Here is a 23815-nt window from a genome sequence, read left to right as displayed (position 1 = left end):
CGTGCCGCAACGAGATTGTTATGCCCAGACTGCCGACCGTGCTTTTTTTGCTGTCGCTGATAACCTGGACCGCAACGGCTGGCGCGCTGACTCTGACCGACGAAGAACGTAGCTGGCTGGCGGCTCACCCGGACTTGCGCCTGGGCGTCGATGCGTCGTGGCCGCCCTTCGAGTTTCGCGACGATCAGGGCCGCTACCAGGGCCTGGCCGCGGACTACATCAACATGATTCGGCAACGCCTGGCCATCAAGCTCACGCCCATCGAGCCGGTCAGCTGGACGGTTGTCCTCGAGCAGGCCAAACAAGCGAAGCTGGACCTGCTGCCCGGCATCATGTCGACCCCGGAGCGTCAGACTTACCTGTCGTTCACCCGCCCCTACCTGGACTTTCCGATCGTCATTCTTGCCCATGTCGGAGGCCCCCAGCCGCGCAAACTGGCAGACCTGTACGGCCTGAAAATCGCCGTGGTGGACAATTACGCCCCCCATGAGCTGCTGCGTACGCACCACCCTGACCTGAACCTGGTGGCAATGCCCAATGTCAGCTCAGCCTTGCAGGCACTGGCCACCGATGAGGTGGACGCCGTAGTCGGCGATCTCGCCTCCAGCATCTGGAGCCTGCGCCAGCTCAAGCTCGACGGGCTTTATGTCAGCGGCGAGACCCCCTATCGCTATCAACTGGCCATGGGCGTGCCCAAGGACAACAAGATGCTGGTGGGCATCCTGGACAAGGTCCTGGCCGATATGACCCCGGAAGAAATCAGCGCAATCCAGGAGCACTGGGTCGGCAACGTCCTCGATCATCGAACGTTCTGGTCCGATGTACTGGTTTACGGCCTGCCCGGTTTACTGCTGTTGATCAGTGTGCTGGCCGTGGTGATACGGATCAACCGTCGGCTGAGTTCGGAAATCGCCCGCCGGGTCGATCTGGAACAGGAGTTGCGCAGCAGCGAATACCACTACCGCGGACTGGTAGAAAGTCTTTCGGCCATCGCCTGGGAAGCAAGGATCACCGATTTCACCTACAGCTACGTCTCGCCCCATGCCGAGGCCCTGCTAGGCTACCCCCTGTCCCACTGGCTGATTCCGGGCTTCTGGCGCAACATCATTCACCCCGCTGACCTGACCCGCGCCCAGACCTTCTGCGATCAGGAAGTCCTCGCCGGGCGCGATCATTCCCTCGATTACCGGGTCATCACCGCCGACGGCCGTTGTCTGTGGGTGCGTGACATCGTCAGCCTGATCGAGCACGGCCATGAACCGGTGATGCGCGGGCTGATGATCGACATCAGCGATGCCAAGCGCACCGAAGAAGCATTGCGCCTGTCGGAACAGAAGTTCGCCTCGGTATTCCAGCAATGCCCGGACATCCTGGTCATCGCGCGGCTTTCCGACGGCTGTTTGCTGGAGGTCAACAACGCGTTCGAAGAACAGATCGGCCTCAAGGCTGAAGACGTCATCGGCCGGTCCGCCACCGACCTGAACATCTGGGGCATCCCCGGCGTCGGGCCGGGCTTGTTGCAGCGGTTGCAGGCCGGCAGCATTCGTAACCTGGAGATGCCCTTTCGCCGCAACAATGGCCAAGTGTTTACCGGCCTGATTTCCGCCGAACCCTTCGACCTCGACACCACCCCTGCGCTGGTGGTCGTCGTGCGCGACATCAGTCAGCTCAAGGAAACCCAACAACAGCTGCAAACCTCCGAAGAGAAATTCGCCAAGGCTTTCCATGCCTCCCCCGACGGTTTGCTGCTGTCCCGGCAAAGCGACGGCTTGCTGCTGGAGGTCAACGAAGGGTTTAGTCGCATCACCGGCTTCAACAGCGCGATGTCCGTGGATCGCTCGGCGCTCGAGCTGGGGATCTGGGTCAACCTCAACGAACGCAAACAGATGCTCGACCTGCTGCACCGTGACGGTTTCGTCCGCGACTTCAGCTGCCACATCCGCCGCAGCGACGGCCAGATCCGCCTCTGCGAAGTCTCCAGCCGGCCACTGCCGATCGGCGACGAAGATTGCATGCTGACCATCGCCCGAGACATCACCGAGCGGCACTTGATGCAGGAGAAACTGCAACAGGCTGCCACCGTGTTCGAAAGCACGGCCGAAGGGGTGTTGATCACCGACACTCAACAACACATCAGCGCGGTCAATCGCGCGTTTACCGAAATCACCGGCTACAGCGAGAGCGAAGCATTGGGCCACACCCCTCGCCTGCTCGCCTCCGGCCTGCACGACAGCGCGTTCTATGCCGCCATGTGGCACCAACTGACCGCCGAAGGGCATTGGCAGGGCGAGATTTCCAATCGACGCAAGAACGGCGAGCTCTACCCGAGCTGGCTGACCATCAGCGCGGTGCGCAACCGGGACAAATTCATCACCCACTTTGTGGCCGTGTTCGCGGACATTTCCAGCCTCAAGCACGCCCAGGCCAAGCTCGATTACCAGGCGCACCACGACCCGTTGACCGGCCTGCCGAACCGCACCCTGTTCGAAAGCCGGCTGCTGACCGCGCTCAACAACCAACAGGAAAACGGGGGCCAGGGCGCCGTGCTGTTCCTCGACCTGGACCGCTTCAAACACATCAACGACAGCCTGGGGCACCCGGTCGGCGACCTGTTGCTCAAAGGCATCGCCGTGCGCCTCAAGGAACAGTTGCGCGACATCGATACCGTGGCGCGCCTGGGCGGCGACGAATTCATCATCCTGCTCCCCGGCCTGCAGCAATCCAGCGACGCCGACAACATCGCGACCAAGCTGCTCAATTGCTTCAGCGCGCCCTTCCAGGCCGGCGTGCACGAGTTTTTCATCAGTGCCAGCATTGGCACCAGCCTCTACCCCAAGGACGGCTGTGACGTCGCCACCCTGGTCAAGAACGCCGATGCGGCGATGTATCGCTCCAAAGCCAAGGGGCGCAATCGGGTCGAAAGCTACACCCGCGACCTCACCGCCCAAGCCAGCGAGCGCGTCGCGCTGGAGCACGAACTGCGACGCGCCATCGAACGCAATGAACTGTTCCTGCACTATCAGCCCAAGATCAGCCTGGACAACCATCGCCTGGTCGGCGCTGAAGCACTCATTCGCTGGCGTCATCCGACCTTCGGCGATGTGCCGCCGGAGCACTTCATTCCCCTGGCCGAAGAAAACGGCATGATCCTGCAAATCGGCGACTGGGTACTCGAGACCGCCTGCCGGCAGATGTACGAATGGAACCAGGTTTACGAATGCCTCGGCCCACTGTCGGTCAACCTCGCCGGCGCGCAACTGCGCCAGCCGAACCTGCTCGGCCGCATCGAACAATTGCTCAAGGACAACGGCCTGCGCCCTGATTTCCTGCAACTGGAAATCACCGAAAACTTCATCATGAGCCAGGCCGAAGAAGCGCTGGCAGTGCTGCATCAACTCAAACACCTGGGCGTGCAACTGGCGATCGACGACTTCGGCACCGGCTACTCGTCCCTGAGCTACCTCAAACGCCTGCCCCTGGACATCCTCAAGATCGACCAGTCCTTCGTCCGCGGCTTGCCGGACGATCCCCACGATGCAGCCATCGTTCGCGCCATCATCGCCCTGGGCCGCAGCATGCAATTCACCGTGATCGCCGAGGGCGTCGAGACCCTCGCGCAGCAGCAATTCCTCACCGCGGAGGGCTGTGAACAGATCCAGGGCTACATCGTCAGCCTGCCATTGCAACCAGCCGAATTCGCAGCGACGTTTCTTCGTACAGCCAAATTGGATTTTTCGGATAGCACAGCCGGGAAACCATCGCTATAATCCGCGGCCTACTGAGGGCCTATAGCTCAGTTGGTTAGAGCAGAGGACTCATAATCCTTTGGTCCACGGTTCAAGTCCGTGTGGGCCCACCAAACAAGAAAGCCGCGCAATGCGCGGCTTTCGACGAATTAATGATTGACGTGAATATTTACTTTCATTAGATTTGACTCGTCGAAGCGACTGACCGGATGAGATTGAGCGCTTCCCAGCAGCGAAAGCTGTAACCGCGCAAGGCGGTTCGCAAGTGGTGTCCGGATCTGCTTTACCGAATCGAAAAAGACGCCTACGGCGTCTTTTTTCGTTTCAGCCCCTAGCGCTTGGTCGAGCTCGCTTGCCGCAGGTAGACCTTACCGCACAGCAAAATAAACCCCATCTTGCCCAGCAGCCTCGGCGGCTGTTCGGTTTGGTGGTAAGCACTCTCAACTACCAGATTAAGATCCTGCGGCTTTTCCTTGGCGGCACGACGTATCTCAAAGAACACGTGGTAAGGCCCGGCCGGGTCCTGAATCGTCATAGAGTATGCCCAGTTGCGCCGCGCAGCGGTCTCACGGACTTTGGACCGGGGATGGTTTAACCCCTGGATCACCGTCGGCAGTTCCAATGACAACCGGAATCGGATTGCACAGAAAGTGCGCGGTCGTCCGGCACCGTCGAGAATGATCGGCTCCCCGACCGGATGCGTCGCCTGATCGTAACCCTGGCTGAAACAGTGGCTCGAAAAAGTGACGTGCACGCGCAAATCACGCCCGGCCAACTGACTCGCAATCGTGAAGGTGAACGGTTCAAGGTGAGCAAAATCGTAAGTCTGATCACCAATGATCAGCACTGGAAAATAGGCGGTCACTTCGGTCTCCATTCCGCCAACCTCTAGCCAAGGCTCGACGCCACGAAAAAGAACCAATGATCAACAAGAGACCGCCGCCGTGTATGTCAGACGCTTCCGAAAATGATGCCCATCACGCGTCCTGAAATAGATACGCATCTGATTTTTGGACGAGACAAACAAAAAAACCGCTAAATGCGCGGCTTTTTCGTATTTGGCGATTGGGTTTTGCAGATGCTTTTTTATTGCTCAGCTTGCAAAGTTTTCGATCTTTACCTGTCGCGCAGCGTACTGATGTACATGTCGGTACGTCGCTCCATCCTGGAGATCGTAGCCTGGTTGATGTGCAGCGTTTTGGCCAAGGTCTCTTGGCTCAACTCTTGGGCCTTACGCAACTGGTGCAGGGGCATTTCTTTCAGATGCTTTTGGTACTGCTGCTCTACATTAGCTCGAGATTCCGGCGTCATGCGAGCTTGAAGTTCAGCAAATTTCTTAGCCATCATTGCGGCCCTCTTTGCGCAGTGTTTTCAAATATGCATCAGACAATTTATCCGCCAGGCAATATGCCCTTCGAGAATATGATCTCAAGGGAATAACTTTATGAGCTAAAAAGGCCGTCCGACCACCCTCGCTCCGTGCTGAAATTGTTAACGAGAGTTTCGATCGATCCTGAACGTGGCGCCTGGCTCGCAATTGACTGCTGAGCGATGGCAGATCGATGACACGCGCGAAATGCTGTCAAGAAGCTTCAAATACAAGCCGTTTGCATGTTTTGCGTTTAAGTGTTGTTTACTGAAGGTGCCGAAATATCGGATGACGTCCTAGGACCTTGTAGGCAAACTCCGAAAATTGCATTTGGGCACTTTGATGCCTTGTTGGGCTTTTCTTCGGCGGGATACTCTCCGGACGTCGCTGACCATTCAGCGATCGGGCTTGGAAACCCGTCTAGTCAAGTCAAGCGCAACAGTCCCATCACGACTCCAGACGTTTTTACGGCTGCGACTCAGTGTTATGGCAGCTGTGCGTGGGACGTCTTCGGACGTGCCGGTTTCCTTGGCTCCCGGTTTCCAACCTGCGCACAGCTGCCACCCATTCGCTTGGAAACGAACGAGGCAGCTCTTTAAGCCAAGGAGTTACATCATGACAAAAGCAAATCCATCTGATCATTCAGAACTGAAAACCATCGGCTTCACCCCCTTCCTGTATCTCTCGGACCAACCGCTGTTCCACGTCTGCCGCAACGTCCCCATCGCCGACGCCCTGGCCCAAGCCTCCAACCTGCTGTTCCTCGCCAAATCCCTGACCGTCGATGCCGCCTACGCCCAAGACTCCGATCGCCACGCATGGGCCGCGCACTATCTGACAACGATGAGCAAAGCGGTGATTGATGATGTGGTGAAGGTGCTGACGCGGGAGCCGGCTCGGATGGCATCCGAAAAATAACGGTGAATCAAGCAGCGGGAAGAGCCCCGAAACGGTCGGGGCTTTCAAGTCATGATCGGGATTGCGACTGCTGCATCCCACTTCGGCAACGATCTAAATGCAACGCAATGACGCCTGATAGATAGCAAAAAGCCTCGATGCTTTCGCATCAAGGCTTCTTGTGAATCTGAATATCGGCCTCTCCTTTCACGGTTTCCCGCTTATCCCGCTCACTGGCTAGGAGTGGCTTGCGCCACCGAAATCAACACCCCTTGCTTCCAAGGTTCCGGTCTGTGCTGACGACGCAACAATAGCGTTGGTTTCAAACTGGAGCAACCAACGTTTCTACGTCCAAACCTTTAACGCCGGAATAGCCTGCACCGACCGCAGCCGTTCAAGCATTCCCCCCGTCAACACAACCTCATACGTATCCCCCGCCCTTCCCCACTGCTCCACCATGACCATGCCGTCCACCAACGCCAATGCCAATTCGGTAATCGTATCGGCCAACGCCTCCACGATTTCTTGAGTCCGCAGCCACACGCGATTAGTAATCTCTTTAAGCTCCGCCGTTATGCGATCAGACGACGCGAGATCTGTATCGGGGTAGGCGATGTTGCGTAGCAGTTGCTGCAACTCTCTTACTTTTGCGTAATCCTGCTCCGCCCCAAGGCCTCCTTTGAGGATGATTGTGGCTTTCGGCTTATCGACGAGTTTCCTGGGCGAATGTGTTGAAGATAAGGTCTGCCCCATGGCGCCCGCCAAGAGGACCATCATTCGGGCTTGCAAATACTCTTTCATCGCATCTACCGACGAAATTGACCGCGCCAAGGTGATGATAGCGCCCCCTTGATGCCTCAAGTCCATGGTCACTGTCAGGGTCACGCCACCCGTTGCAAACCCCAAGGCACGGGCCATGACGTAGTGCGCCATTTCGTGATGTGCAATCTGCAATGCATGGTCCCGTACAGCGGGAGGCATCTTTTTCGTCATTTGCGTCACCTCGCATCCCTGGATTTCGCATTCGACTACGAGTGACTGTCGCTGTCCATCCTGACGTCCCGTTGATGGCGTCAGGTCAATTCGCACAGCAAAAAAAGCCGCGCAATTGCGCGGCTTTTTCGTACAGGGGCTCAGCCTTTATTTAGGCAAGGCGTAAGCAATCACATAATCCCCACGATCCGGCGACTGCCGCGCACCGCCAACAGTCAGCAGAATGTACTGCTTGCCCGTTTTCGGCGAAACATAGGTCATCGGCCCTGACTGACTCCCCACCGGCAAACGCGACTTCCAGATCTCATTACCATTGCCCGTATCGAAAGCACGCAGGTAGAAATCCTGAGTGCCCGCGAAGAACAACAGACCCGACTGAGTCGCCAAAGAGGCACCCAGGGTCGGCATACCAATCGGAATCGGCAGGTGCATGCGAATACCCAACGGGCCGGTGTCCTGCACGGTACCAACCGGTACCTGCCACATCAGCTTGTGAGTCTTGAGGTCGATGGCGGACATGGTACCAAACGGTGGTTTCTGGCACGGAATGCCGGCCGCCGAGAGGAAGCGTTCGCGCATGGCACCGAACGGTGTGCCTTCCTGCGGCACCACGCCCATTTCGATTCCGCTGGCCCCGGCGGCGATCTTGTCGCGGGGGATCATGTAGTTGGCCAGGCCCAGGCGCATGTCGTTGACGAACATGTAGTTCGTGTTCGGATCCACCGAGACGCTGCCCCAGTTCATGCCACCCAGGGAACCGGGGAACTGCAAGGCGCGGTCCATGCCCGGCGGGGTGTAGACGCCTTCGTGGCGCATGCCTTTGAACTGGATGCGGCACATCAACTGGTCAAACGGCGTGGCGCCCCACATGTCGGATTCGGTCAGGGTCTTGTTGCCGATGGACGGCATGTCCACCGAGAACGGCTGGGTCGGCGAGTAGCGTTCGCCGGGCACGTTGCCTTGCGGGACAGGGCGCTCTTCGACGCGGGCGATCGGCACGCCGGTTTCGCGGTTGAGCAGGAAGATTTCGCCCTGTTTGGTGACTTGCGCCAGGGCTGGCTGGGTGCCGCCCTTGTCGTCAGGCACGTCGTACAGCAGCGGCTGGGCCGGCAGGTCGAAGTCCCACAGGTCGTGGTGCGTGGTCTGGAAGTGCCAGCGCACCTGACCGGTCTTCACGTCGATGGCGACGATGGACGAACTCCACTTGTCGTCAAATTCCGTGCGTTGGCCGGCGAAGAAGTCTGGCGTGGCGTTGCCGGTTGGCAGGTAAACCAGACCGAGACGGGCATCGTAGGACATGGCCGACCAGACGTTCGGGGTGCCACGGGTATAGGTTTCGCCGGCTGGCGGACGTTTGGTGGTGTTCGGGTTACCCGGATCCCAGGCCCATACCAGCTCACCGCTGCGCACGTCGTAGGCACGCACCACACCTGGAGGCTCGCCGATGGAGTAGTTATCGGCCACGCGGCCGCCGATGATCACCACGTCCCCTGCCACCAGCGGGGTCGAGGTCTGCTGGTAATAACCGGGCTTCACTTCGCCCATGTCGGTGGTCAGGTCGACCGTGCCTTTGTTGCCAAACTCTTCACACGGCTGGCCGGTTTCGGCGTTGAGCGCGATCAGGCGGGCATCGCCGGTTGGCAGGAACAGACGTTTGGTACAGGCAGATGGCTGCTCGGCTGCAGGCGCGGCACTCGCGTCGGAGTAACCCAGCCCCCGGCAGCGCTGCCAGTTGGGCGCGGTACCTTGCGGATCGAACTTCCAGCGCTGGGCGCCGGTGTCGGCATCCAGGGCAAAGACTTTGCCGTAGGCGGTGCAGGTGTAGACCGTGTCGCCGATTTGCAGCGGCGTGTTCTGGTCTTCGGCGCCGGCACCGGTGCTTTGCGGAATGTCGCCGGTGCGGAAGGTCCAGGCCACCTGCAGTTTGTCGATGTTGCCTTTGTTGATCTGGTCCAGCGCGGCAAAGCGGTTGCCGGCGGTGGTGTTGCCCCAATGCGCCCAGTCTTTCTGTTCAGTGCCCGCAGCGACCGGCGTCACCGCGGGCTCACTGCTGGCCTTGACCACAGGGGTCGGCACGAACATGTAGGCCAGCGTCGCAACGACACCCACCCCCAGAATGCCAGCCAGGCCGTAGGCGCCACGGCCTGCAGTCGTGCCCGAGGCACGCACCAGGGTCGGGTAGATCAACGCGACAACCAGGCCGATCACCGCGAAGGTCAGCACCCGCGAAACGAGCGGCCAGTATTCGAACCCGGCGTCCTATACGGCCCAGATCGCCGTCAGGATCAGCGCCAGGCCATACAGCCATGCGCCCTGCGGTTTTCGCCGGGCGATCATCAGCCCGGACACCAGCATCGCCAGGCCCATCAGCAGGAAGTACGCGCTGCCGCCGAGCGAAATCAGATAACCACCGCCGCCGGCCAAGCCAAGCCCGATCAAGGCGATCAGGACACCCAGCCCCAATAGCAACCATTTGCTGCCGCCGGCAGCCCCAGAATTATTCATGTCGAAAATTTTCCCCATTTGTGACAAGCGCGGAATAATGTACGAACTAGTTACTTATGGCAAATTGTCGCAGGCAAAAATGGCATGAACGGTATTGAGCCTAGATCAAACATCCGGGTAACGAGATGTGCCTGTAACATGCATGCCCATTGCTTTGTGCCGCTGGAGCCCGCCCTTGCCTGACATCCGTCCGCCCGTCCTTGACGAAATCGACCGCCAATTGATCGCGGCCCTGCAAATCAATGCTCGCGAAAGCGTGGCCACGCTTGCCCGGCAACTGGGCATCGCCCGCACGACCGTGACCTCGCGGCTGGCGCGACTGGAAAAGGCCAAAGTGATCACCGGTTACGGCGTGCGTTTGGGGCAGCGCGTGGTGGATGGCGGATTGCAGGCGTATGTCGGGATCACGGTGCAGCCGCGATCCGGCAAGGAAGTGTTGCGTCGTCTCAGCACCATGGCTCAGGTACAGCAGTTGTGTGCGGTGAGTGGCGAATTTGATTATGTGGCGTGGCTGCGCACTGACTCGCCGGAGCAGCTGGACCAGTTGCTGGATCAGATTGGCAGTGTGGATGGGGTGGAGAAGACGACGACTTCGATCATCTTGAGCAGCAAGATTGATCGAGGGCAGCCGGTTTGAATGGCCGGCCTGCTTTCACGGGTGGTTGAGCTGACGCCTTCGCCGGCAAGCCGGTCTCGCTCCCACAAGGACCGAAGATTGTCAGTCTGCATCGCGCCATCGTCATAATGCGAAAACAACCTGCAAAACGACGACACTTTGCGTCTTATTAACGTGTTCTGCGCTCTCTAGAATGGCTGTCATCTTTTCCTATACTCAGATGCGCATTCCGCGTCGGGTCGCCAGCAAGGTCAGCCATGAACAACAACAATCGCCATCCTGCAGACGGTAAAAAACCAGTCACCATTTTCGGCCCGGACTTTCCTTTCGCTTTCGACGACTGGATTGAGCACCCGGCGGGCCTGGGCAGCATTCCTGCGCACAATCACGGTGCCGAAGTGGCGATTGTCGGTGCCGGTATCGCCGGTCTGGTGGCGGCTTACGAATTGATGAAGCTGGGCCTCAAGCCCGTCGTCTACGAAGCCTCGAAAATGGGCGGTCGCCTGCGCTCCCAGGCCTTCAACGGCGCCGAAGGCATCATCGCCGAACTCGGCGGCATGCGTTTCCCGGTGTCGTCCACCGCGTTTTATCACTACGTCGACAAACTAGGTCTGCAGACCAAACCCTTCCCGAACCCGCTGACCCCTGCTTCGGGCAGCACCGTGATCGATCTGGAAGGCAAAACCCATTACGCCCAGAAACTGTCAGATCTTCCTGCACTGTTCCAGGAAGTGGCCGACGCCTGGGCCGATGCCCTGGAGGCCGGCTCGCAGTTCTCCGATATCCAGCAGGCGATCCGCGACCGCGACGTGCCACGCCTCAAGGAACTGTGGAACACCCTGGTGCCACTCTGGGACGACCGCACCTTCTATGACTTCGTCGCGACCTCCGAAGCGTTCGCCAAACTGTCGTTCCATCACCGTGAAGTATTCGGCCAGGTCGGTTTCGGCACCGGCGGCTGGGATTCGGACTTCCCCAACTCGATGCTGGAAATCTTCCGCGTGGTGATGACCAACTGCGACGATCACCAGCACCTGGTGGTCGGCGGTGTGGAACAAGTGCCGCTGGGCATCTGGCGCCATGTGCCGGAACGCTGCGTGCACTGGCCCGAGGGCACCAGCCTCAGTTCGTTGCACAGGGGCGCGCCGCGTTCCGGCGTGAAGAAAATCGCCCACGCAGCGAACGGCCGTTTTACGGTCACCGACAACTACGGCGACACCCGCGAATACGCGGCAGTGCTGACCACCTGCCAGAGCTGGCTGTTGACCACCCAGATCGAGTGCGACGAAACCCTGTTCTCGCAAAAGATGTGGATGGCCCTGGACCGCACCCGCTACATGCAGTCGTCAAAAACCTTCGTGATGGTCGACCGTCCGTTCTGGAAGGACAAGGACCCGGAAACCGGCCGCGACCTGATGAGCATGACCCTCACCGATCGCCTGACCCGTGGCACCTATCTGTTCGACAACGGCGACGACAAGCCGGGGGTGATTTGCCTGTCGTATTCATGGATGAGCGACGCGCTGAAAATGCTGCCGCACCCCGTGGAAAAACGCGTAAAACTGGCGCTGGATGCCTTGAAGAAGATCTACCCGAAAGTCGACATTGCCGCACGGATCATCGGCGACCCGATCACCGTGTCCTGGGAAGCCGACCCGCATTTCCTCGGTGCTTTCAAAGGTGCCCTGCCCGGCCACTACCGCTACAACCAGCGGATGTATGCGCATTTCATGCAGTCCGACATGCCGGCCGAGCAGCGCGGGATTTTCATCGCCGGCGACGACGTTTCCTGGACGCCGGCCTGGGTCGAGGGCGCGGTGCAGACCTCGCTCAATGCGGTGTGGGGCATCATGAAACACTTCGGCGGTGAAACTCACGCCGAGAACCCGGGTCCAGGAGATGTGTTCAACGAGATCGGTCCGATCGCCCTGCCCGAGTAAGAGGAATCCGAAATGCGCGTAGCTCTTTACCAGTGTCCACCCTTGCCCCTGGACGTTGCAGGCAATTTGCAACGCCTGCATCAACTGGCGCTGGAGGCCAAGGGCGCCGACTTGCTGGTGCTGCCGGAGATGTTCCTGACCGGCTACAACATCGGCCTCGATGCGGTCAATGTGCTGGCGGAGGTGTACAACGGTGAGTCGGCGCAGCAGATCGCGCGCATCGCCAAGACCGCGGGGATTGCCATTCTGTATGGCTATCCCGAGCGCACCGAAGACGGACAGATCTACAACGCCGTGCAGTTGATCGACGCCCATGGCGAACGCCTGTGCAACTACCGCAAGACACATCTGTTCGGCGATCTCGATCGCTCGATGTTCAGCGCAGGCAAGGATGATTTGCCCCTGGTCGAGCTCAACGGCTGGAAGCTCGGCTTTTTGATCTGTTACGACCTGGAATTTCCGGAAAACGCCCGGCGCCTGGCCCTGGCCGGTGCCGAGCTGATTCTGGTGCCCACGGCGAACATGATTCCCTACGACTTCGTTGCCGACGTCACCGTCCGCGCCAGGGCCTTCGAAAACCAGTGTTATGTGGCCTATGCCAACTACTGCGGACAAGAAGGCGACATCCACTACTGCGGCCAGAGCAGTATCGCCGCGCCGGATGGCAGCCGCATTGCCCAGGCCGGCCTCGATGAAGCACTGATCGTCGGCGAGCTGGATCGCCAGTTGATGGTCGATTCCCGCGCCGCCAATCGCTACCTTCTCGATCGCCGCCCCGAGCTCTACGGCGACCTGCACAAGCGCTGATCCACTTGGCGGCGTTCTCGATGAGTTTCCCCGCCGCGGTGTGGAAACTCATTGAGAACGCCCCCTGATCCGCTAGCATTAGCGCTTCTCTGTTCTGGAAGTGCTCATGCCTGCGCTGAATCCCCCCCGCCTTCACACTGAAACCCTGGCCAACGGCCTGCGGGTGACGTTGCGTCATGCTCCCGAGTTGAAGCGTTGCGCTGCGGCGTTGCGCGTCGCCGCGGGCAGCCATGATGTGCCGCTGGCCTGGCCTGGGTTGGCGCACTTTCTTGAACACTTGTTGTTCCTCGGCACCGAGCGCTTTCCTGCAGGCCAAGGCCTGATGGCCTACGTACAAGGTCACGGCGGGCAGGTGAACGCGCAAACCTGTGAACGCACAACCGACTTCTTTTTTGAAGTGCCCCCTCAGGCGTTTGGCGGTGGGCTGCAGCGTCTGTCAGACATGCTCGCTCACCCGCGGATGGATCCGGACGATCAGCGGCGGGAACGGGAAGTGCTGCACGCAGAGTTTGTCGCCTGGTCCCGGGATGCCGCAGCCCGGCAGCAATTTTCGCTGTTTGACGGTGTTTCAGCCGCTCACCCGTTGCGCGCGTTTCATGCGGGCAATCGCTACAGTTTGCCGCTGCCGCAGACCGGGTTCCAGCAAGCGCTGAAGGATTTTCATCAACGATTTTATCAGGCCGGGCAGATGACGTTGAACCTGGCGGGGCCGCAGAGTATCGATGAGTTGAAGTCGATGGCGCAAAGCGTTGGCGCTGTCTTTGTGGCAGGGAAAAAAGTCCCGCAACACCCCCCTGTGCCGCTGATGGCGTCTTCCAGCAAGAGTTATCAACAGGCCGGCGAGGGTCGGCTGGACCTGTTGTTTGCCTTCGAAGCGCTGCCCGCTTCATCGGCCGAAGCCCTGGCATTCCTGTGCCATTGGTTGAACGCGGCTAAACCCGGCGGGCTGCTGGCAGTATTGCGCGCCGGCGGGATGGCCGACAGCCTGAAAGCCGCGCCGCTGTACCGGTTCGCCGGGCAAGCGTTGCTGCACATCGAGTTCACCTTGCCCACCCCTGCAGCCCACACCGGGATCCGCGAGCAGCTACTGGACTGGCTGGGCTTTTTTGCCTCTGGGCAAGACTGGAGCCCATTGCGCGAAGAGTACACTGCCCTGATGCGACGCCAGCAGCAAGTCAGCTCAGCCCTGCAGCTGGCCCGACTGGACAGCGAGCAGCTTGAGAGTGGTTTATCCGACCAGGGTGTCGTCGCCCTGAAGCAGATCCTCCAGCAGATGGGCGCTGTGGATAACTTCAGCGGCCAATGGCAATTGCCGTCAGCCAATCCGTTTTTATGCGCCGAACCTCAAGCACCGAGCGCCGGACTGATCCGCGGCCAGACCAGCAAACACCGCGGTCTGCGAACCTTTGCCCAGGACCGCACGCGCAGTCGCCGCGAACACTCGCCGATGCACTTCAGCCAGGCATTGCCGGATAACACCGCGGAAGGCGCCGTATACCTGCGCTGGCGCCTGGACTCGGCGCCTGGCAGCAAGCTTCAATCCGCACTGGAAAGCCGCCTGCAACCCTTGCGCGACGATGCTCGGCAGGCGGGTGTCGAGTGTTCTCTCAGCGCTTCGGGCAATGAATGGCTGCTGAAAATGACCGGGCTGCAGGAGCCAATGCCGGTAGTCCTCGAGCATGCGCTGAAAGAACTGACAAAGGCTGATATCGCTGTCTCACAAGCAGCATCGACAAGCGCCCCGCTGATGCCGATTCGACAGCTGCTCAAGGCACTGCCTGAGCACTGCCTTGCGCACACCCCCGAATCTGACGACTGGCAGCAGCTGTGGGTGAATGCGCGCTGGGATGGCCTGGCGACCGGTCTGTCCGCCCGGACTCAAGCGGCGATGGGCCTGGTCTTGAGCCGAGTGCCGGGCAGCCCGGACAATCAACTGACGCCACTGTCATCGATCTGCGCACAGCGCCTCTGGCACTGCATCGACACCGGCTCCAGCGAGCATGCGTTATTGCTCTTCTGCCCGAACGCAACCCGGGACATCGCCGACGAAGCCGCCTGGCGCTTGCTCGCTCACCTGTGCCAGACACCCTTCTACCAGCGCCTGCGAGTAGAGCTGCAACTGGGCTATGCCGTATTCAGCGGCCTGCGCCAGGTTCATGGGCAAACCGGGCTGTTATTCGGCGTGCAATCACCCAGCGTGGCGCCTGTGGAGCTGCTGGGGCATATCGAACAATTCCTGAACGCCTTGCCGGGGATGATCGATGGCATCGATGACTTGGCCTTCGCCGCCCAACGCCAGGCCTTGGCCGATCAGTTCCTTAGCAGCGCGCTGCCTGTCGCTCAGGCCGCCGAACTGTTGTGGCAGGGCAAACTGGCCGGCCACTCGTCGGATTATCTGACGCAACTTCCCGAGGCGATTCTGAAGATTGACCGCCCAGCCCTGTTCCACGCCGCCCAGCGACTGAATCAGGCAGACGGTGGCTGGCGCTGCCTGGCCAGCAGTCCGGGGCCGAACGCGCCCTGGCAAGCGGTAAACTGATCATTACCGGTACTGCAATGAGCTTTCTCAAAGATTCGCGGCCAATTATTCTGAAATTTTGAGTAACATAGCCGCCTAACTATCTGAACATCTCCGACTGGAGGTGGACTATATGTATAGGTATCAGCTGTCCCATCTACCTGAAAGGAGCATTCCATGTCCTGGTCCAAACCTGCTTACATCGACCTGCGTATCGGCTTCGAAGTCACCATGTACTTCGCAAGCCGCTAAGTTCTGCCGTTTAGGTGGAGAATGATGTGCAACGCCTCGGTTCGCCGAGGCGTTTTTATTTTCAGTGTAGAAATGATGGAGCAGCCATGTTTGTCCAGATTTTAGGTTCCGCCGCTGGCGGCGGCTTCCCCCAGTGGAACTGCAATTGCGCGAATTGCGCAGGTTTTCGTGACGGCAGCCTGCGGGCCAAGGCACGGACCCAGTCGTCCATCGCGATTTCCGATGACGGCGTGAACTGGGTCCTGTGCAATGCCTCGCCAGACATCCGCGCCCAGCTCCAGAGCTTCGCGCCCATGCAACCGGGTCGTGCCCTGCGCGATACCGGGATCAGCGCGATCATCCTAATGGACAGCCAGATCGACCACACCACCGGCCTGCTAAGCCTGCGCGAAGGTTGCCCGCATCAGGTCTGGTGCACCGACATGGTCCACGAAGACCTGACGACCGGCTTTCCGCTGTTTACCATGCTGACCCACTGGAATGGCGGGCTGAGCTGGAACCGCATCGAACTCGACCGCAGCTTCACCATCCCGGCCTGCCCGAGCCTGCGCTTTACCCCGCTGCCCCTGCGCAGCGCCGCGCCACCGTATTCGCCGCACCGCTTCGACCCGCACCCGGGCGACAACATCGGCCTGATCGTCGAAGACCTGAACACCGGCGGCAAGCTGTTCTACGCCCCGGGCCTGGGTAAGGTCGATGCGCCGCTGCTGGAAATGATGGCCGGCAGCGATTGCCTGCTGGTGGACGGCACGATGTGGGACGACGATGAAATGCAGCGTCGGGGCGTCGGCACTCGCACCGGTCGGGAAATGGGCCACCTGGCGCAGAACGGCCCCGGCGGCATGCTGGAAGTGCTGGAGCAACTGCCCAAGCCGCGCAAAGTGCTGATTCACATCAACAACACCAACCCGATTCTCGATGAGGACTCGCCGGAGCGTGCCGAGCTGGGTCGGCGCAAGGTTGAAGTGGCCTACGACGGCATGAGTATTGTGTTGTAAGTAGCCGAGACCGCTTTGCGGTCTATCGCTGGCAAGCCAGCTCCTACAGGGTTTTGTGTACACCGAAGATCACTGTAGGAGCTGGCTTGCCAGCGAAGAGGCCCGACCAAACGACATCAACTTCGCGGCTGTTACCCGGAGACCCCCAATGACTGACACCCCAATGTCCCCCGCCGAATTCGAAGCGGCGCTGCGCGCCAAAGGCGCCTACTACCACATCTACCACCCCTATCACGTGGCGATGTACGAAGGCCGGGCGACCCGCGAGCAGATCCAGGGCTGGGTCGCCAACCGCTTCTACTATCAGGTGAACATCCCCCTGAAGGACGCGGCCATCCTCGCCAACTGCCCGGACCGCGAGATCCGCCGCGAGTGGATTCAGCGCCTGCTGGACCATGACGGCGCACCCGGCGAAGACGGCGGCATCGAAGCCTGGCTGCGTCTGGGCCAGGCCGTCGGCCTCGACCCGGATCAGCTGCGCTCCCAGGAACTGGTGCTGCCCGGCGTGCGTTTCGCCGTGGACGCCTACGTCAACTTCGCCCGCCGGGCCAGTTGGCAGGAAGCTGCCAGCAGCTCGCTGACCGAACTGTTCGCGCCGCAGATCCATCAGTCACGCCTCGACAGCTGGCCGCAGCATTACCCATGGATCGACCCGGCCGGCTACGAGTATTTCCGCACCCGCCTGGGTCAGGCGCGGCGGGATGTCGAACATGGTCTGGCGATCACGCTCGAGCACTACAAGACCCGGGAAGGCCAGGAACGCATGCTGGAAATTCTCCAGTTCAAACTGGACATTCTTTGGAGCATGCTCGATGCCATGAGCATGGCCTACGAACTGAACCGCCCGCCGTATCACAGCGTGACCGGGCAACGGGTCTGGCATAAAGGAATCACCTTATGAGTTTCGACCGCAGCAAGACCCCGACCTGGCGTCCCGGCTACCGCTTCCAGTACGAGCCGGCGCAGAAAGGCCACGTGTTGCTCTATCCGGAAGGCATGATCAAACTCAATGAAAGCGCCGCGATGATCGGCGGCCTGATCGACGGCCAGCGCGATGTCGCGGCGATCATTGCCGAACTGGACGCGCAATTCCCCGGCGTGCCCGAACTCGGTGACGACATCGAGCAATTCATGGAGGTCGCCCGTGCTCAGCACTGGATCGAACTTGCCTGATTCCGTGTCAGCCAAGTTACCGCCCAAACCGGAAATCGGCCTGCCGCTGTGGCTGCTGGCCGAACTGACGTACCGCTGCCCGCTGCAATGCCCGTACTGCTCCAACCCGCTGGATTTTGCCGAGCAAGGCAAGGAACTGAGCACCGAGCAGTGGATCAAGGTGTTCCGCGAAGCACGGGAAATGGGCGCGGCGCAGTTGGGGTTTTCCGGGGGCGAACCGCTGGTGCGCCAGGACCTCGCCGAGTTGATCTTTGAGGCGCGCAAGCTGGGTTTCTACACCAACCTGATTACCTCGGGCATCGGCCTCACCGAGCAGAAAATCAGCGACTTCAAGAAGGCTGGCCTGGACCATATCCAGATCAGCTTCCAGGCCAGCGACGAGCAGGTGAACAACCTGCTGGCCGGTTCGAAAAAAGCCTTCGCGCAGAAACTGGAAATGGCCCGCGCGGTGAAAGCCCACGGCTATCCGATGGTGTTGAACTTCGTGACCCACCGGCACAACATCGACAAGATCGACCGCATCATCGAGCTGTGCATCGCCCTTGAAGCCGATTTCGTCGAACTCGCCACCTGCCAGTTTTACGGTTGGGCGCAGCTCAATCGGGTCGGCTTGTTGCCGACCAAGGAACAACTGGTCCGCGCCGAACGTATCACCAACGAATACCGCGCCAGGCTGGAAGCCGAAGGGCATCCGTGCAAGTTGATTTTCGTCACCCCGGACTATTATGAAGAACGCCCGAAAGCCTGCATGAACGGCTGGGGCAGTATTTTCCTGACCGTCACACCGGACGGAACCGCCCTGCCTTGCCACGGCGCCCGACAGCTGCCGGTGCAGTTTCCCAATGTGCGCGACCACAGCATGCAGCACATCTGGTATGACTCGTTCGGCTTCAACCGCTTTCGCGGCTACGACTGGATGCCCGAGCCATGCCGCTCCTGCGATGAAAAAGAAAAAGACTTCGGCGGCTGTCGCTGCCAGGCGTTCATGCTCACCGGCGATGCGAGCAACGCCGATCCGGTGTGCAGCAAGTCGCACCATCACGACGTGATCCTCAAGGCCCGCGAAGAAGCCGAGCACGCCACCCAGACCATCGAACAACTGGCCTTTCGCAATGAACGAAATTCACGCCTCATCGCCAAAAGCTGAACCCTTCAGCGCCGCCAGAGCCGTCGCCGCCGGTGTCGACTTTGCCGAATTGCAGCTCGGTCGGCATGGCCTGTTCTGGAACGAGTACCGCCCCGAAGATGCCGCCTGCCGCATCTGGCAGTGGCGCGACGGCCAGGCCCATTGCCTGACACCGCCAGGTTTCAGTGTGCGCAGTCGAGTGTACGAATACGGCGGTGGAGCGTTTTGCCTGACCGACGACGGCGTCGTTTTCGTCAACGAGGCCGACCAGCAGTTGTATCGACAGTCGCTCACAGGCGAGCCTGAGGCGCTGACTTCAAACGAGTGCCGCTACGGCGATCTGCAGTTCGCCGACGGGCGGGTTCTAGCGGTTGAAGAGAACCGTGACCGCCATCGTCTGGTCGCCATAGACCTGCTGGACGGGGCCCGACATGTGCTGGCCGAAGGTGCGGATTTTTACGCCGCACCGACCCTGAGCCCGGATGCTCGCCGCCTGGCCTGGATCGAATGGCGCCGCCCGGAGCAGCCATGGACCGCGACCCGCCTGATGGTTGCCGAACGCCAGGGCGATGGCGGTTATGCGCAGCCGCGTTGCGTGGCCGGCGATGGCGTTCAGGAGTCGCTGCAACAGCCTCGGTTCGATGCCGGCGGCCGGCTGTTTTGCCTGACCGATCGCGCTGGCTATTGGCAGCCCTGGATGGAGTCGGGCGATGATCTGAGCCCTCTGCCCAGCGCCGCCGCCGACCATGGGCCGGCACCGTGGCAACTGGGCGGATGCACCTGGCTGCCATTGGGCGAAGGCCGCTATCTGGCAAGCTGGACCGAAGGCGGTTTTGGCCGGCTGGGCGTTGGCGGCGACAACGGTGAGGATTTCACCGGCGACTACAGCCGCTTCCGCCATCTCGCCCTGGACGAGCAATTCATTTACTGCATCGCCGCCTCGCCGGTCAGCCCTGCGGCGGTGATTGCCATCGACCGCGGCACCGGCCAGGTCAAGGTGCTGGCCGGCGGTATCGCGCCATTGCCTGCCGCGCAGATCAGCCTGCCGCAAACCCTGCGCTATCCGAGCGGCTCGGGCCAAGCCCATGGCTTCTTCTACCCGGCGATGAGCGGGGAGGCGAAACCGCCCCTCGTGGTGTTCATCCACGGCGGCCCGACCTCGGCCTGCTACCCGATGCTCGACCCCCGCATCCAGTACTGGGCACAACGCGGCTTCGCCGTGGCCGACCTCAATTACCGCGGCAGCAGCGGCTACGGTCGGGCTTACCGCCAGGCGCTGCATTTGAGCTGGGGCGATGTCGATGTCGAAGATGCTTGCGCGGTCGTCAGCTATCTCGCCGAGCGCGGGCTGATCGACGGTGACCAGGCATTCATTCGCGGTGGCAGCGCCGGCGGCTACACCACCCTTTGCGCACTGGCCTTCCACAAGGTCTTCCGCGCCGGTGCCAGCCTGTATGGCGTCAGCGACCCTGTCGCTCTCGGCCATGCGACCCACAAGTTCGAAGGTGACTATCTGGATTGGCTGATCGGTGATCCGGTCGTGGATGCCGAACGTTACGCCGCACGAACGCCGCTGCTGCACGCGGGCAACATCAGTGTCCCGGTGATTTTCTTTCAGGGTGAACTGGATGCCGTGGTGGTGCCGCAACAGACCCGCGACATGGTCGAGGCGCTGCAGAAAAACGGCATTCTGGTTGAAGCGCATTATTACGCGGACGAACGTCATGGTTTCCGCAAGGCCGGTAATCAGGCCCATGCGCTGGAGCAGGAGTGGTTGTTTTATCGGCGGGTGATGGCGCTGGCGGACTGAAGTCTGCGCTCCGATCAAAATCGTGGCGCCCCCTTCGCGAGCAGGCTCGCTCCCACATCTAATCGAGTTCCTCTGGGAAGTCTCGGTCAACTGTGGGAGCGAGCCTGCTCGCGAATGCGATCTACAAGACGCCGCAAATATCAGCGCTTGGCGATGATGTAAACCGCATGCACGATCCCGGGAATATAACCGCACAACGTCAGCAGAATATTCAGCCAGAACGCGCCAGCGAAACCGACCTGCAGGAACACACCCAGTGGCGGCAACAGAATGGCGATGATGATTCGAATAAAGTCCATGGGGCAGCTCCTGGTTGAGGTTGGCTCGTGTGAGCCTACACCTAATCGACCCATACCGTTCGTCAGGGTTCAGTATCGTCACAGTCCGAGCGTTAAAGCCCGATTTGTGCCGACAAAAAAACGCCCCACGCCAAAAAAATCAGGCATGGGGCGATGCGTTATACCGCGAGACGGTTCGGGAATTCGTGCGGGACCGGGTCTGATCAGACGGCAATCCCTTTGCGGCATTGCAGTTGCGCAGTACGCACACGGGAGAAGCCACGCGCCAGGCGCAGGAGCATTTCGTCGATATTGGCCTTGCTGACGGTGAGGGCCGGGGTAAAGCGCAGGCAATCGGGTTGCGGGGCGTTGAGCAGCAGGCCTTCGTGCAGCGCAGCTTTGACGACGGCATCCGCCGAATCGTCAGACAACGTCAGCCCCCAAAGCAGCCCCTGCCCGCGTAATTCGCCGTGCCCGTAGCGATGGGCCAATCGAGCCAGACCTTCACGCAGGTGCTGGCCGCTTTCCCGGACATGCTCGAGAAAAGCCTTGTCCTGCACACTGTCGAGCACGGCAAGACCGGCAGCCGTCATCAGGGCATTGCCATGGTGAGTCCCCATCAGCTCGCCGATATCGAAACAGCAAGCCTTGCCCCGCGCCAGCAACGCCGCCAATGGCACGCCCCCGCCCAGGCCTTTGCCGAGCACGACGATATCGGCCCGCACTCCGTAGGACTGTTCGGCGAGCAGCGTGCCACAGCGACCGACCCCGGTTTGCACTTCGTCAAGGATCAGCAGGATGCCCAGTTCACGGCACAGCCGTTCGACCCCCTTGAGGTAATGCTCGGTGGCCGGCATCACCCCGGCTTCGCTCTGGATCGGCTCGAGCATGATTGCCACGGTCCGGGCATCCACGGCCGCATGCAGCGCCGCAAGATCATTGAACGGAACGTGGCTGAAGCCTGGCAGTTGCGGCTCGAATCGATTGATCAAGCTGGAACTGTCCGACGCCGATATCGTCGCGAGACTACGCCCGTGGCAACCGTTATTGGCAACGATGATTCGCGAGGCACCACCGCGATGCCGCTGCCCCCACTTGCGTGCCAGTTTGATCGCCGCTTCGCAGGCTTCACTGCCACTGTTGAGCAGGTACGCCTGATCACTGCCGGTACTGGCACACAATCGCTGGGCGAGGTTGAGCATCCCGCGGTTATGCAGACCGAAACCGGGGTTGATCAGCGACTGGGCTTGCGACGCGAGGGCATTGACCAGTGCCGAAGGGCTGTGCCCGAGGCTATTGGCGCCCACACCCTGTGAGAAATCCAGGTACGCGCGATCGTCGCTGTCCCACAACCAGGAGCCCTGGCCGCGCACAAAAACCTGTTTCGGCCGCTCGACACTGGGCATCAGGCACTCGCTGGAAAGGTTGTCGCCCTTGGACGACAGGTGGTCGTCAACGGCCAGGTCTTCGAGACTCGGTGGGTTGCGCCGCAAGTTGAACAAATTCATCTGCTCAAACCTCGTGTGAGGTTTTTTGCCTTACCTATGTAAACACCATCAATATAAACGGTATTCATCGCGCTCTATGGCCCTGTAAGCCTTGTGAATGCGGTTAGACTAGGCTCAGACAAGGCGTTGAACCATTTCGATTTCACAGCATTTTCGATAAGTATTACTTATGGATTTCAAGCAACTGCGTTATTTCGTCGCGGTCTATGAAGAGGGTCATGTGGGCCGGGCCGCCGAGCGCCTATCAATCTCCCAGCCGGCGCTGTCCCAACAGATTCGCCACCTCGAACAGAACCTCGATGTGAGCCTGTTCGAACGCAGCAGCAAACGCCTGCTGCCAACCCTGGCCGCCCACACGTTGTACAACCACGCGCTGCCGTTGCTTGATGGCCTGCAACGGGCGCGCGAAGCCTTGGGTAACTTCAAGGGACAAGCGCTACGGACCCTGGCCATTGGCGTGTTGCAAACGGTTCACACCAGCCTGGTGCCACAGATGCTCGAACGCGTGCGCAAGGCGCAGCCGCATCTGGTGGTGCAGATCTATGAACTGACGGGGCTGGAGATCGAGCGGCGGCTGCTCAACGGTTCGCTGGATATCGGCATCAGCTACTTGCCGCCCCGTCAGCCAGGCCTGCACGGTGTGATGCTCTACGAAGACGAACTGACCCTGGTCATCCCGGCGGATCATCCATTGCGCGAATTCAAGAAAGTGTCCATGAGTCAGGCCGCCGAGTTGCCGATGTTGCTGCTGGGTGAAGAGTTCCAGGTGCGACAAATCTGGCAGACGCAACTGGCCAGCCTGGGGCGACGTCCGCAGGTGCAGGCCGAACTGAACAACATGGCGGGGATTCTCGACAGCCTGCCCCACACCCGACTGGCGACGGTTCTTCCCGGACGCTCGCAGAAGGCACTTGGCAACACCGGCTTGCTGTGGAAACCCCTGACCGAGCCGCGGGTGCCGCTGAAAGTCGGATTGGTGTGTCGGGATGTGCAGCGGCAACAAGCCTCGCTGGCGTTGTTGCGAACCTTGCTGGAAGAAGTGATGAACGGCCCGGATGATCGCTCGAACAGCTCGACCACCCTCGACGGGCTGAGCTGAACACTTTTCTTTGAAGCAAAGAAAACCCCGCCGAAGCGGGGCTTTGCAGACTGTTTCCCTGACATCCATTTCATTCCGCCGTCCTGGCAGAATCCTACGTGTCCTTGTTGTTGCTTTGCGCTTCCTGCGCGACGTCCATAAGCAGTAGATTAGCTGTGGATCCAATCTTCGACTATGGGA

Annotated in this window: 17 protein-coding genes, 1 tRNA gene and 2 pseudogenes; 14 read left to right on the top strand and 6 right to left on the bottom strand. The window is 60.4% G+C overall.

All coding sequences use genetic code 11. The annotated features are described in order from the left end of the window. Positions 1–20: 20 nt before the first annotated feature. Positions 21–3767, top strand: coding sequence for a bifunctional diguanylate cyclase/phosphodiesterase (locus F8N96_RS27050; RefSeq protein ID WP_150800396.1), 3747 nt, complete (start codon positions 21–23; stop codon positions 3765–3767). A gap of 15 nt (positions 3768–3782) precedes the next feature. Then, a tRNA-Ile gene (locus F8N96_RS27045) sits at positions 3783–3859 on the top strand. A 218-nt stretch (positions 3860–4077) separates the two neighbouring features. Here F8N96_RS27045 and F8N96_RS27040 read toward each other — a convergent pair. Both F8N96_RS27040 and F8N96_RS27035 read right to left on the bottom strand, forming a co-directional pair. Further along, the gene (locus tag F8N96_RS27040; RefSeq protein WP_150800395.1) at positions 4078–4623 is read right to left on the bottom strand and encodes a hypothetical protein; all 546 of its coding nucleotides are present in this window, start codon (positions 4621–4623) and stop codon (positions 4078–4080) included. Between the two features lie 245 nt (positions 4624–4868). After that, positions 4869–5090: pseudogene (locus tag F8N96_RS27035) on the bottom strand (helix-turn-helix domain-containing protein); the annotation flags it as partial. Positions 5091–5730: 640 nt separating this feature from the next. On the opposite strand from F8N96_RS27035, the gene F8N96_RS27030 reads away from it, so the two are divergent. Further along, complete coding sequence (locus tag F8N96_RS27030; RefSeq protein ID WP_150800394.1) at positions 5731–6033, top strand: DUF3077 domain-containing protein; 303 nt, start codon at positions 5731–5733, stop codon at positions 6031–6033. A gap of 324 nt (positions 6034–6357) precedes the next feature. Here the strand turns inward: F8N96_RS27030 and F8N96_RS27025 are convergent, their stop codons facing one another. Both F8N96_RS27025 and F8N96_RS27020 read right to left on the bottom strand, forming a co-directional pair. Continuing rightward, positions 6358–7005: a peptidase M41 gene (locus F8N96_RS27025; protein WP_150800393.1), complete on the bottom strand. Its 648-nt coding sequence runs from the start codon at positions 7003–7005 to the stop codon at positions 6358–6360. Positions 7006–7152: 147 nt separating this feature from the next. After that, positions 7153–9510, bottom strand: a pseudogene (locus F8N96_RS27020) (glucose/quinate/shikimate family membrane-bound PQQ-dependent dehydrogenase). A gap of 175 nt (positions 9511–9685) precedes the next feature. Here F8N96_RS27020 and F8N96_RS27015 point away from each other — a divergent pair. The 10 genes from F8N96_RS27015 to F8N96_RS26970 all read left to right on the top strand — a co-directional run bounded on the left by F8N96_RS27015 (position 9686) and on the right by F8N96_RS26970 (position 20750). Beyond that, entirely contained in the window at positions 9686–10147 is a 462-nt protein-coding gene (locus tag F8N96_RS27015) for an Lrp/AsnC family transcriptional regulator (RefSeq protein ID WP_150800392.1), read from the top strand. A 236-nt stretch (positions 10148–10383) separates the two neighbouring features. Next, a complete protein-coding gene (locus F8N96_RS27010) occupies positions 10384–12066 on the top strand; it encodes a flavin monoamine oxidase family protein (protein WP_150800391.1) in 1683 nt (560 codons plus the stop codon). 12 nt (positions 12067–12078) lie between these two features. Next, positions 12079–12873, top strand: a complete 795-nt coding sequence (locus F8N96_RS27005; RefSeq protein WP_150800390.1) for a carbon-nitrogen hydrolase family protein — start codon at positions 12079–12081, stop codon at positions 12871–12873. Positions 12874–12979: 106 nt separating this feature from the next. Beyond that, entirely contained in the window at positions 12980–15412 is a 2433-nt protein-coding gene (pqqF, locus tag F8N96_RS27000; protein ID WP_150800389.1) for a pyrroloquinoline quinone biosynthesis protein PqqF, read from the top strand. A 156-nt stretch (positions 15413–15568) separates the two neighbouring features. After that, positions 15569–15643 carry a pyrroloquinoline quinone precursor peptide PqqA gene (gene pqqA / locus F8N96_RS26995; protein ID WP_003177660.1) on the top strand — a complete coding sequence of 25 codons (75 nt, stop codon included), beginning with the start codon at positions 15569–15571 and terminating at the stop codon, positions 15641–15643. Positions 15644–15729: 86 nt separating this feature from the next. Continuing rightward, entirely contained in the window at positions 15730–16641 is a 912-nt protein-coding gene (gene pqqB, locus F8N96_RS26990) for a pyrroloquinoline quinone biosynthesis protein PqqB (protein WP_150800388.1), read from the top strand. 148 nt (positions 16642–16789) lie between these two features. After that, entirely contained in the window at positions 16790–17542 is a 753-nt protein-coding gene (gene pqqC / locus F8N96_RS26985) for a pyrroloquinoline-quinone synthase PqqC (RefSeq protein WP_064680123.1), read from the top strand. Beyond that, a complete protein-coding gene (pqqD, locus tag F8N96_RS26980; RefSeq protein WP_150800387.1) occupies positions 17539–17814 on the top strand; it encodes a pyrroloquinoline quinone biosynthesis peptide chaperone PqqD in 276 nt (91 codons plus the stop codon). Before pqqC ends, pqqD begins: the two co-directional genes overlap by 4 nt. Positions 17815–17818: 4 nt before the next feature. Then, positions 17819–18961 carry a pyrroloquinoline quinone biosynthesis protein PqqE gene (gene pqqE, locus F8N96_RS26975; RefSeq protein ID WP_191635388.1) on the top strand — a complete coding sequence of 381 codons (1143 nt, stop codon included), beginning with the start codon at positions 17819–17821 and terminating at the stop codon, positions 18959–18961. Beyond that, the gene (locus F8N96_RS26970) at positions 18927–20750 is read left to right on the top strand and encodes an alpha/beta hydrolase family protein (protein WP_150800385.1); all 1824 of its coding nucleotides are present in this window, start codon (positions 18927–18929) and stop codon (positions 20748–20750) included. The genes pqqE and F8N96_RS26970 overlap by 35 nt, the downstream gene beginning before the upstream one ends. Before the next feature lie 140 nt (positions 20751–20890). Here the strand turns inward: F8N96_RS26970 and F8N96_RS26965 are convergent, their stop codons facing one another. Both F8N96_RS26965 and F8N96_RS26960 read right to left on the bottom strand, forming a co-directional pair. Continuing rightward, positions 20891–21049 carry a YqaE/Pmp3 family membrane protein gene (locus tag F8N96_RS26965; RefSeq protein WP_007904205.1) on the bottom strand — a complete coding sequence of 53 codons (159 nt, stop codon included), beginning with the start codon at positions 21047–21049 and terminating at the stop codon, positions 20891–20893. A gap of 203 nt (positions 21050–21252) precedes the next feature. Next, positions 21253–22536 (bottom strand): aspartate aminotransferase family protein, encoded by a 1284-nt coding sequence (locus F8N96_RS26960; RefSeq protein WP_150800384.1) that lies wholly within the window; start codon positions 22534–22536, stop codon positions 21253–21255. 169 nt (positions 22537–22705) lie between these two features. Here F8N96_RS26960 and F8N96_RS26955 point away from each other — a divergent pair, with 169 nt between their 5' ends. Then, positions 22706–23635 carry a LysR family transcriptional regulator gene (locus tag F8N96_RS26955; protein WP_150800383.1) on the top strand — a complete coding sequence of 310 codons (930 nt, stop codon included), beginning with the start codon at positions 22706–22708 and terminating at the stop codon, positions 23633–23635. Positions 23636–23815: the final 180 nt, after the last annotated feature.

Origin of the sequence: Pseudomonas fluorescens (assembly GCF_902497855.1) — a bacterium.
GTDB lineage: Bacteria > Pseudomonadota > Gammaproteobacteria > Pseudomonadales > Pseudomonadaceae > Aquipseudomonas > Aquipseudomonas fluorescens_BI.
This window is presented reverse-complemented; position numbering and strand designations above follow the sequence as displayed.

What these genes read in the sequence shown, in the direction of transcription:
- F8N96_RS27050 (WP_150800396.1), top strand. Translation starts at nt 21, where the DNA reads ATGCCCAGACTGCCGACCGTGCTTTTTTTGCTGTCGCTGATAACCTGG.
- F8N96_RS27040 (WP_150800395.1), bottom strand. Translation starts at nt 4,623, where the DNA reads ATGGAGACCGAAGTGACCGCCTATTTTCCAGTGCTGATCATTGGTGAT.
- F8N96_RS27030 (WP_150800394.1), top strand. Translation starts at nt 5,731, where the DNA reads ATGACAAAAGCAAATCCATCTGATCATTCAGAACTGAAAACCATCGGC.
- F8N96_RS27025 (WP_150800393.1), bottom strand. Translation starts at nt 7,005, where the DNA reads ATGACGAAAAAGATGCCTCCCGCTGTACGGGACCATGCATTGCAGATT.
- F8N96_RS27010 (WP_150800391.1), top strand. Translation starts at nt 10,384, where the DNA reads ATGAACAACAACAATCGCCATCCTGCAGACGGTAAAAAACCAGTCACC.
- F8N96_RS27005 (WP_150800390.1), top strand. Translation starts at nt 12,079, where the DNA reads ATGCGCGTAGCTCTTTACCAGTGTCCACCCTTGCCCCTGGACGTTGCA.
- pqqF (WP_150800389.1), top strand. Translation starts at nt 12,980, where the DNA reads ATGCCTGCGCTGAATCCCCCCCGCCTTCACACTGAAACCCTGGCCAAC.
- pqqB (WP_150800388.1), top strand. Translation starts at nt 15,730, where the DNA reads ATGTTTGTCCAGATTTTAGGTTCCGCCGCTGGCGGCGGCTTCCCCCAG.
- pqqC (WP_064680123.1), top strand. Translation starts at nt 16,790, where the DNA reads ATGACTGACACCCCAATGTCCCCCGCCGAATTCGAAGCGGCGCTGCGC.
- pqqD (WP_150800387.1), top strand. Translation starts at nt 17,539, where the DNA reads ATGAGTTTCGACCGCAGCAAGACCCCGACCTGGCGTCCCGGCTACCGC.
- F8N96_RS26970 (WP_150800385.1), top strand. Translation starts at nt 18,927, where the DNA reads ATGAACGAAATTCACGCCTCATCGCCAAAAGCTGAACCCTTCAGCGCC.
- F8N96_RS26965 (WP_007904205.1), bottom strand. Translation starts at nt 21,049, where the DNA reads ATGGACTTTATTCGAATCATCATCGCCATTCTGTTGCCGCCACTGGGT.
- F8N96_RS26960 (WP_150800384.1), bottom strand. Translation starts at nt 22,536, where the DNA reads ATGAATTTGTTCAACTTGCGGCGCAACCCACCGAGTCTCGAAGACCTG.
- F8N96_RS26955 (WP_150800383.1), top strand. Translation starts at nt 22,706, where the DNA reads ATGGATTTCAAGCAACTGCGTTATTTCGTCGCGGTCTATGAAGAGGGT.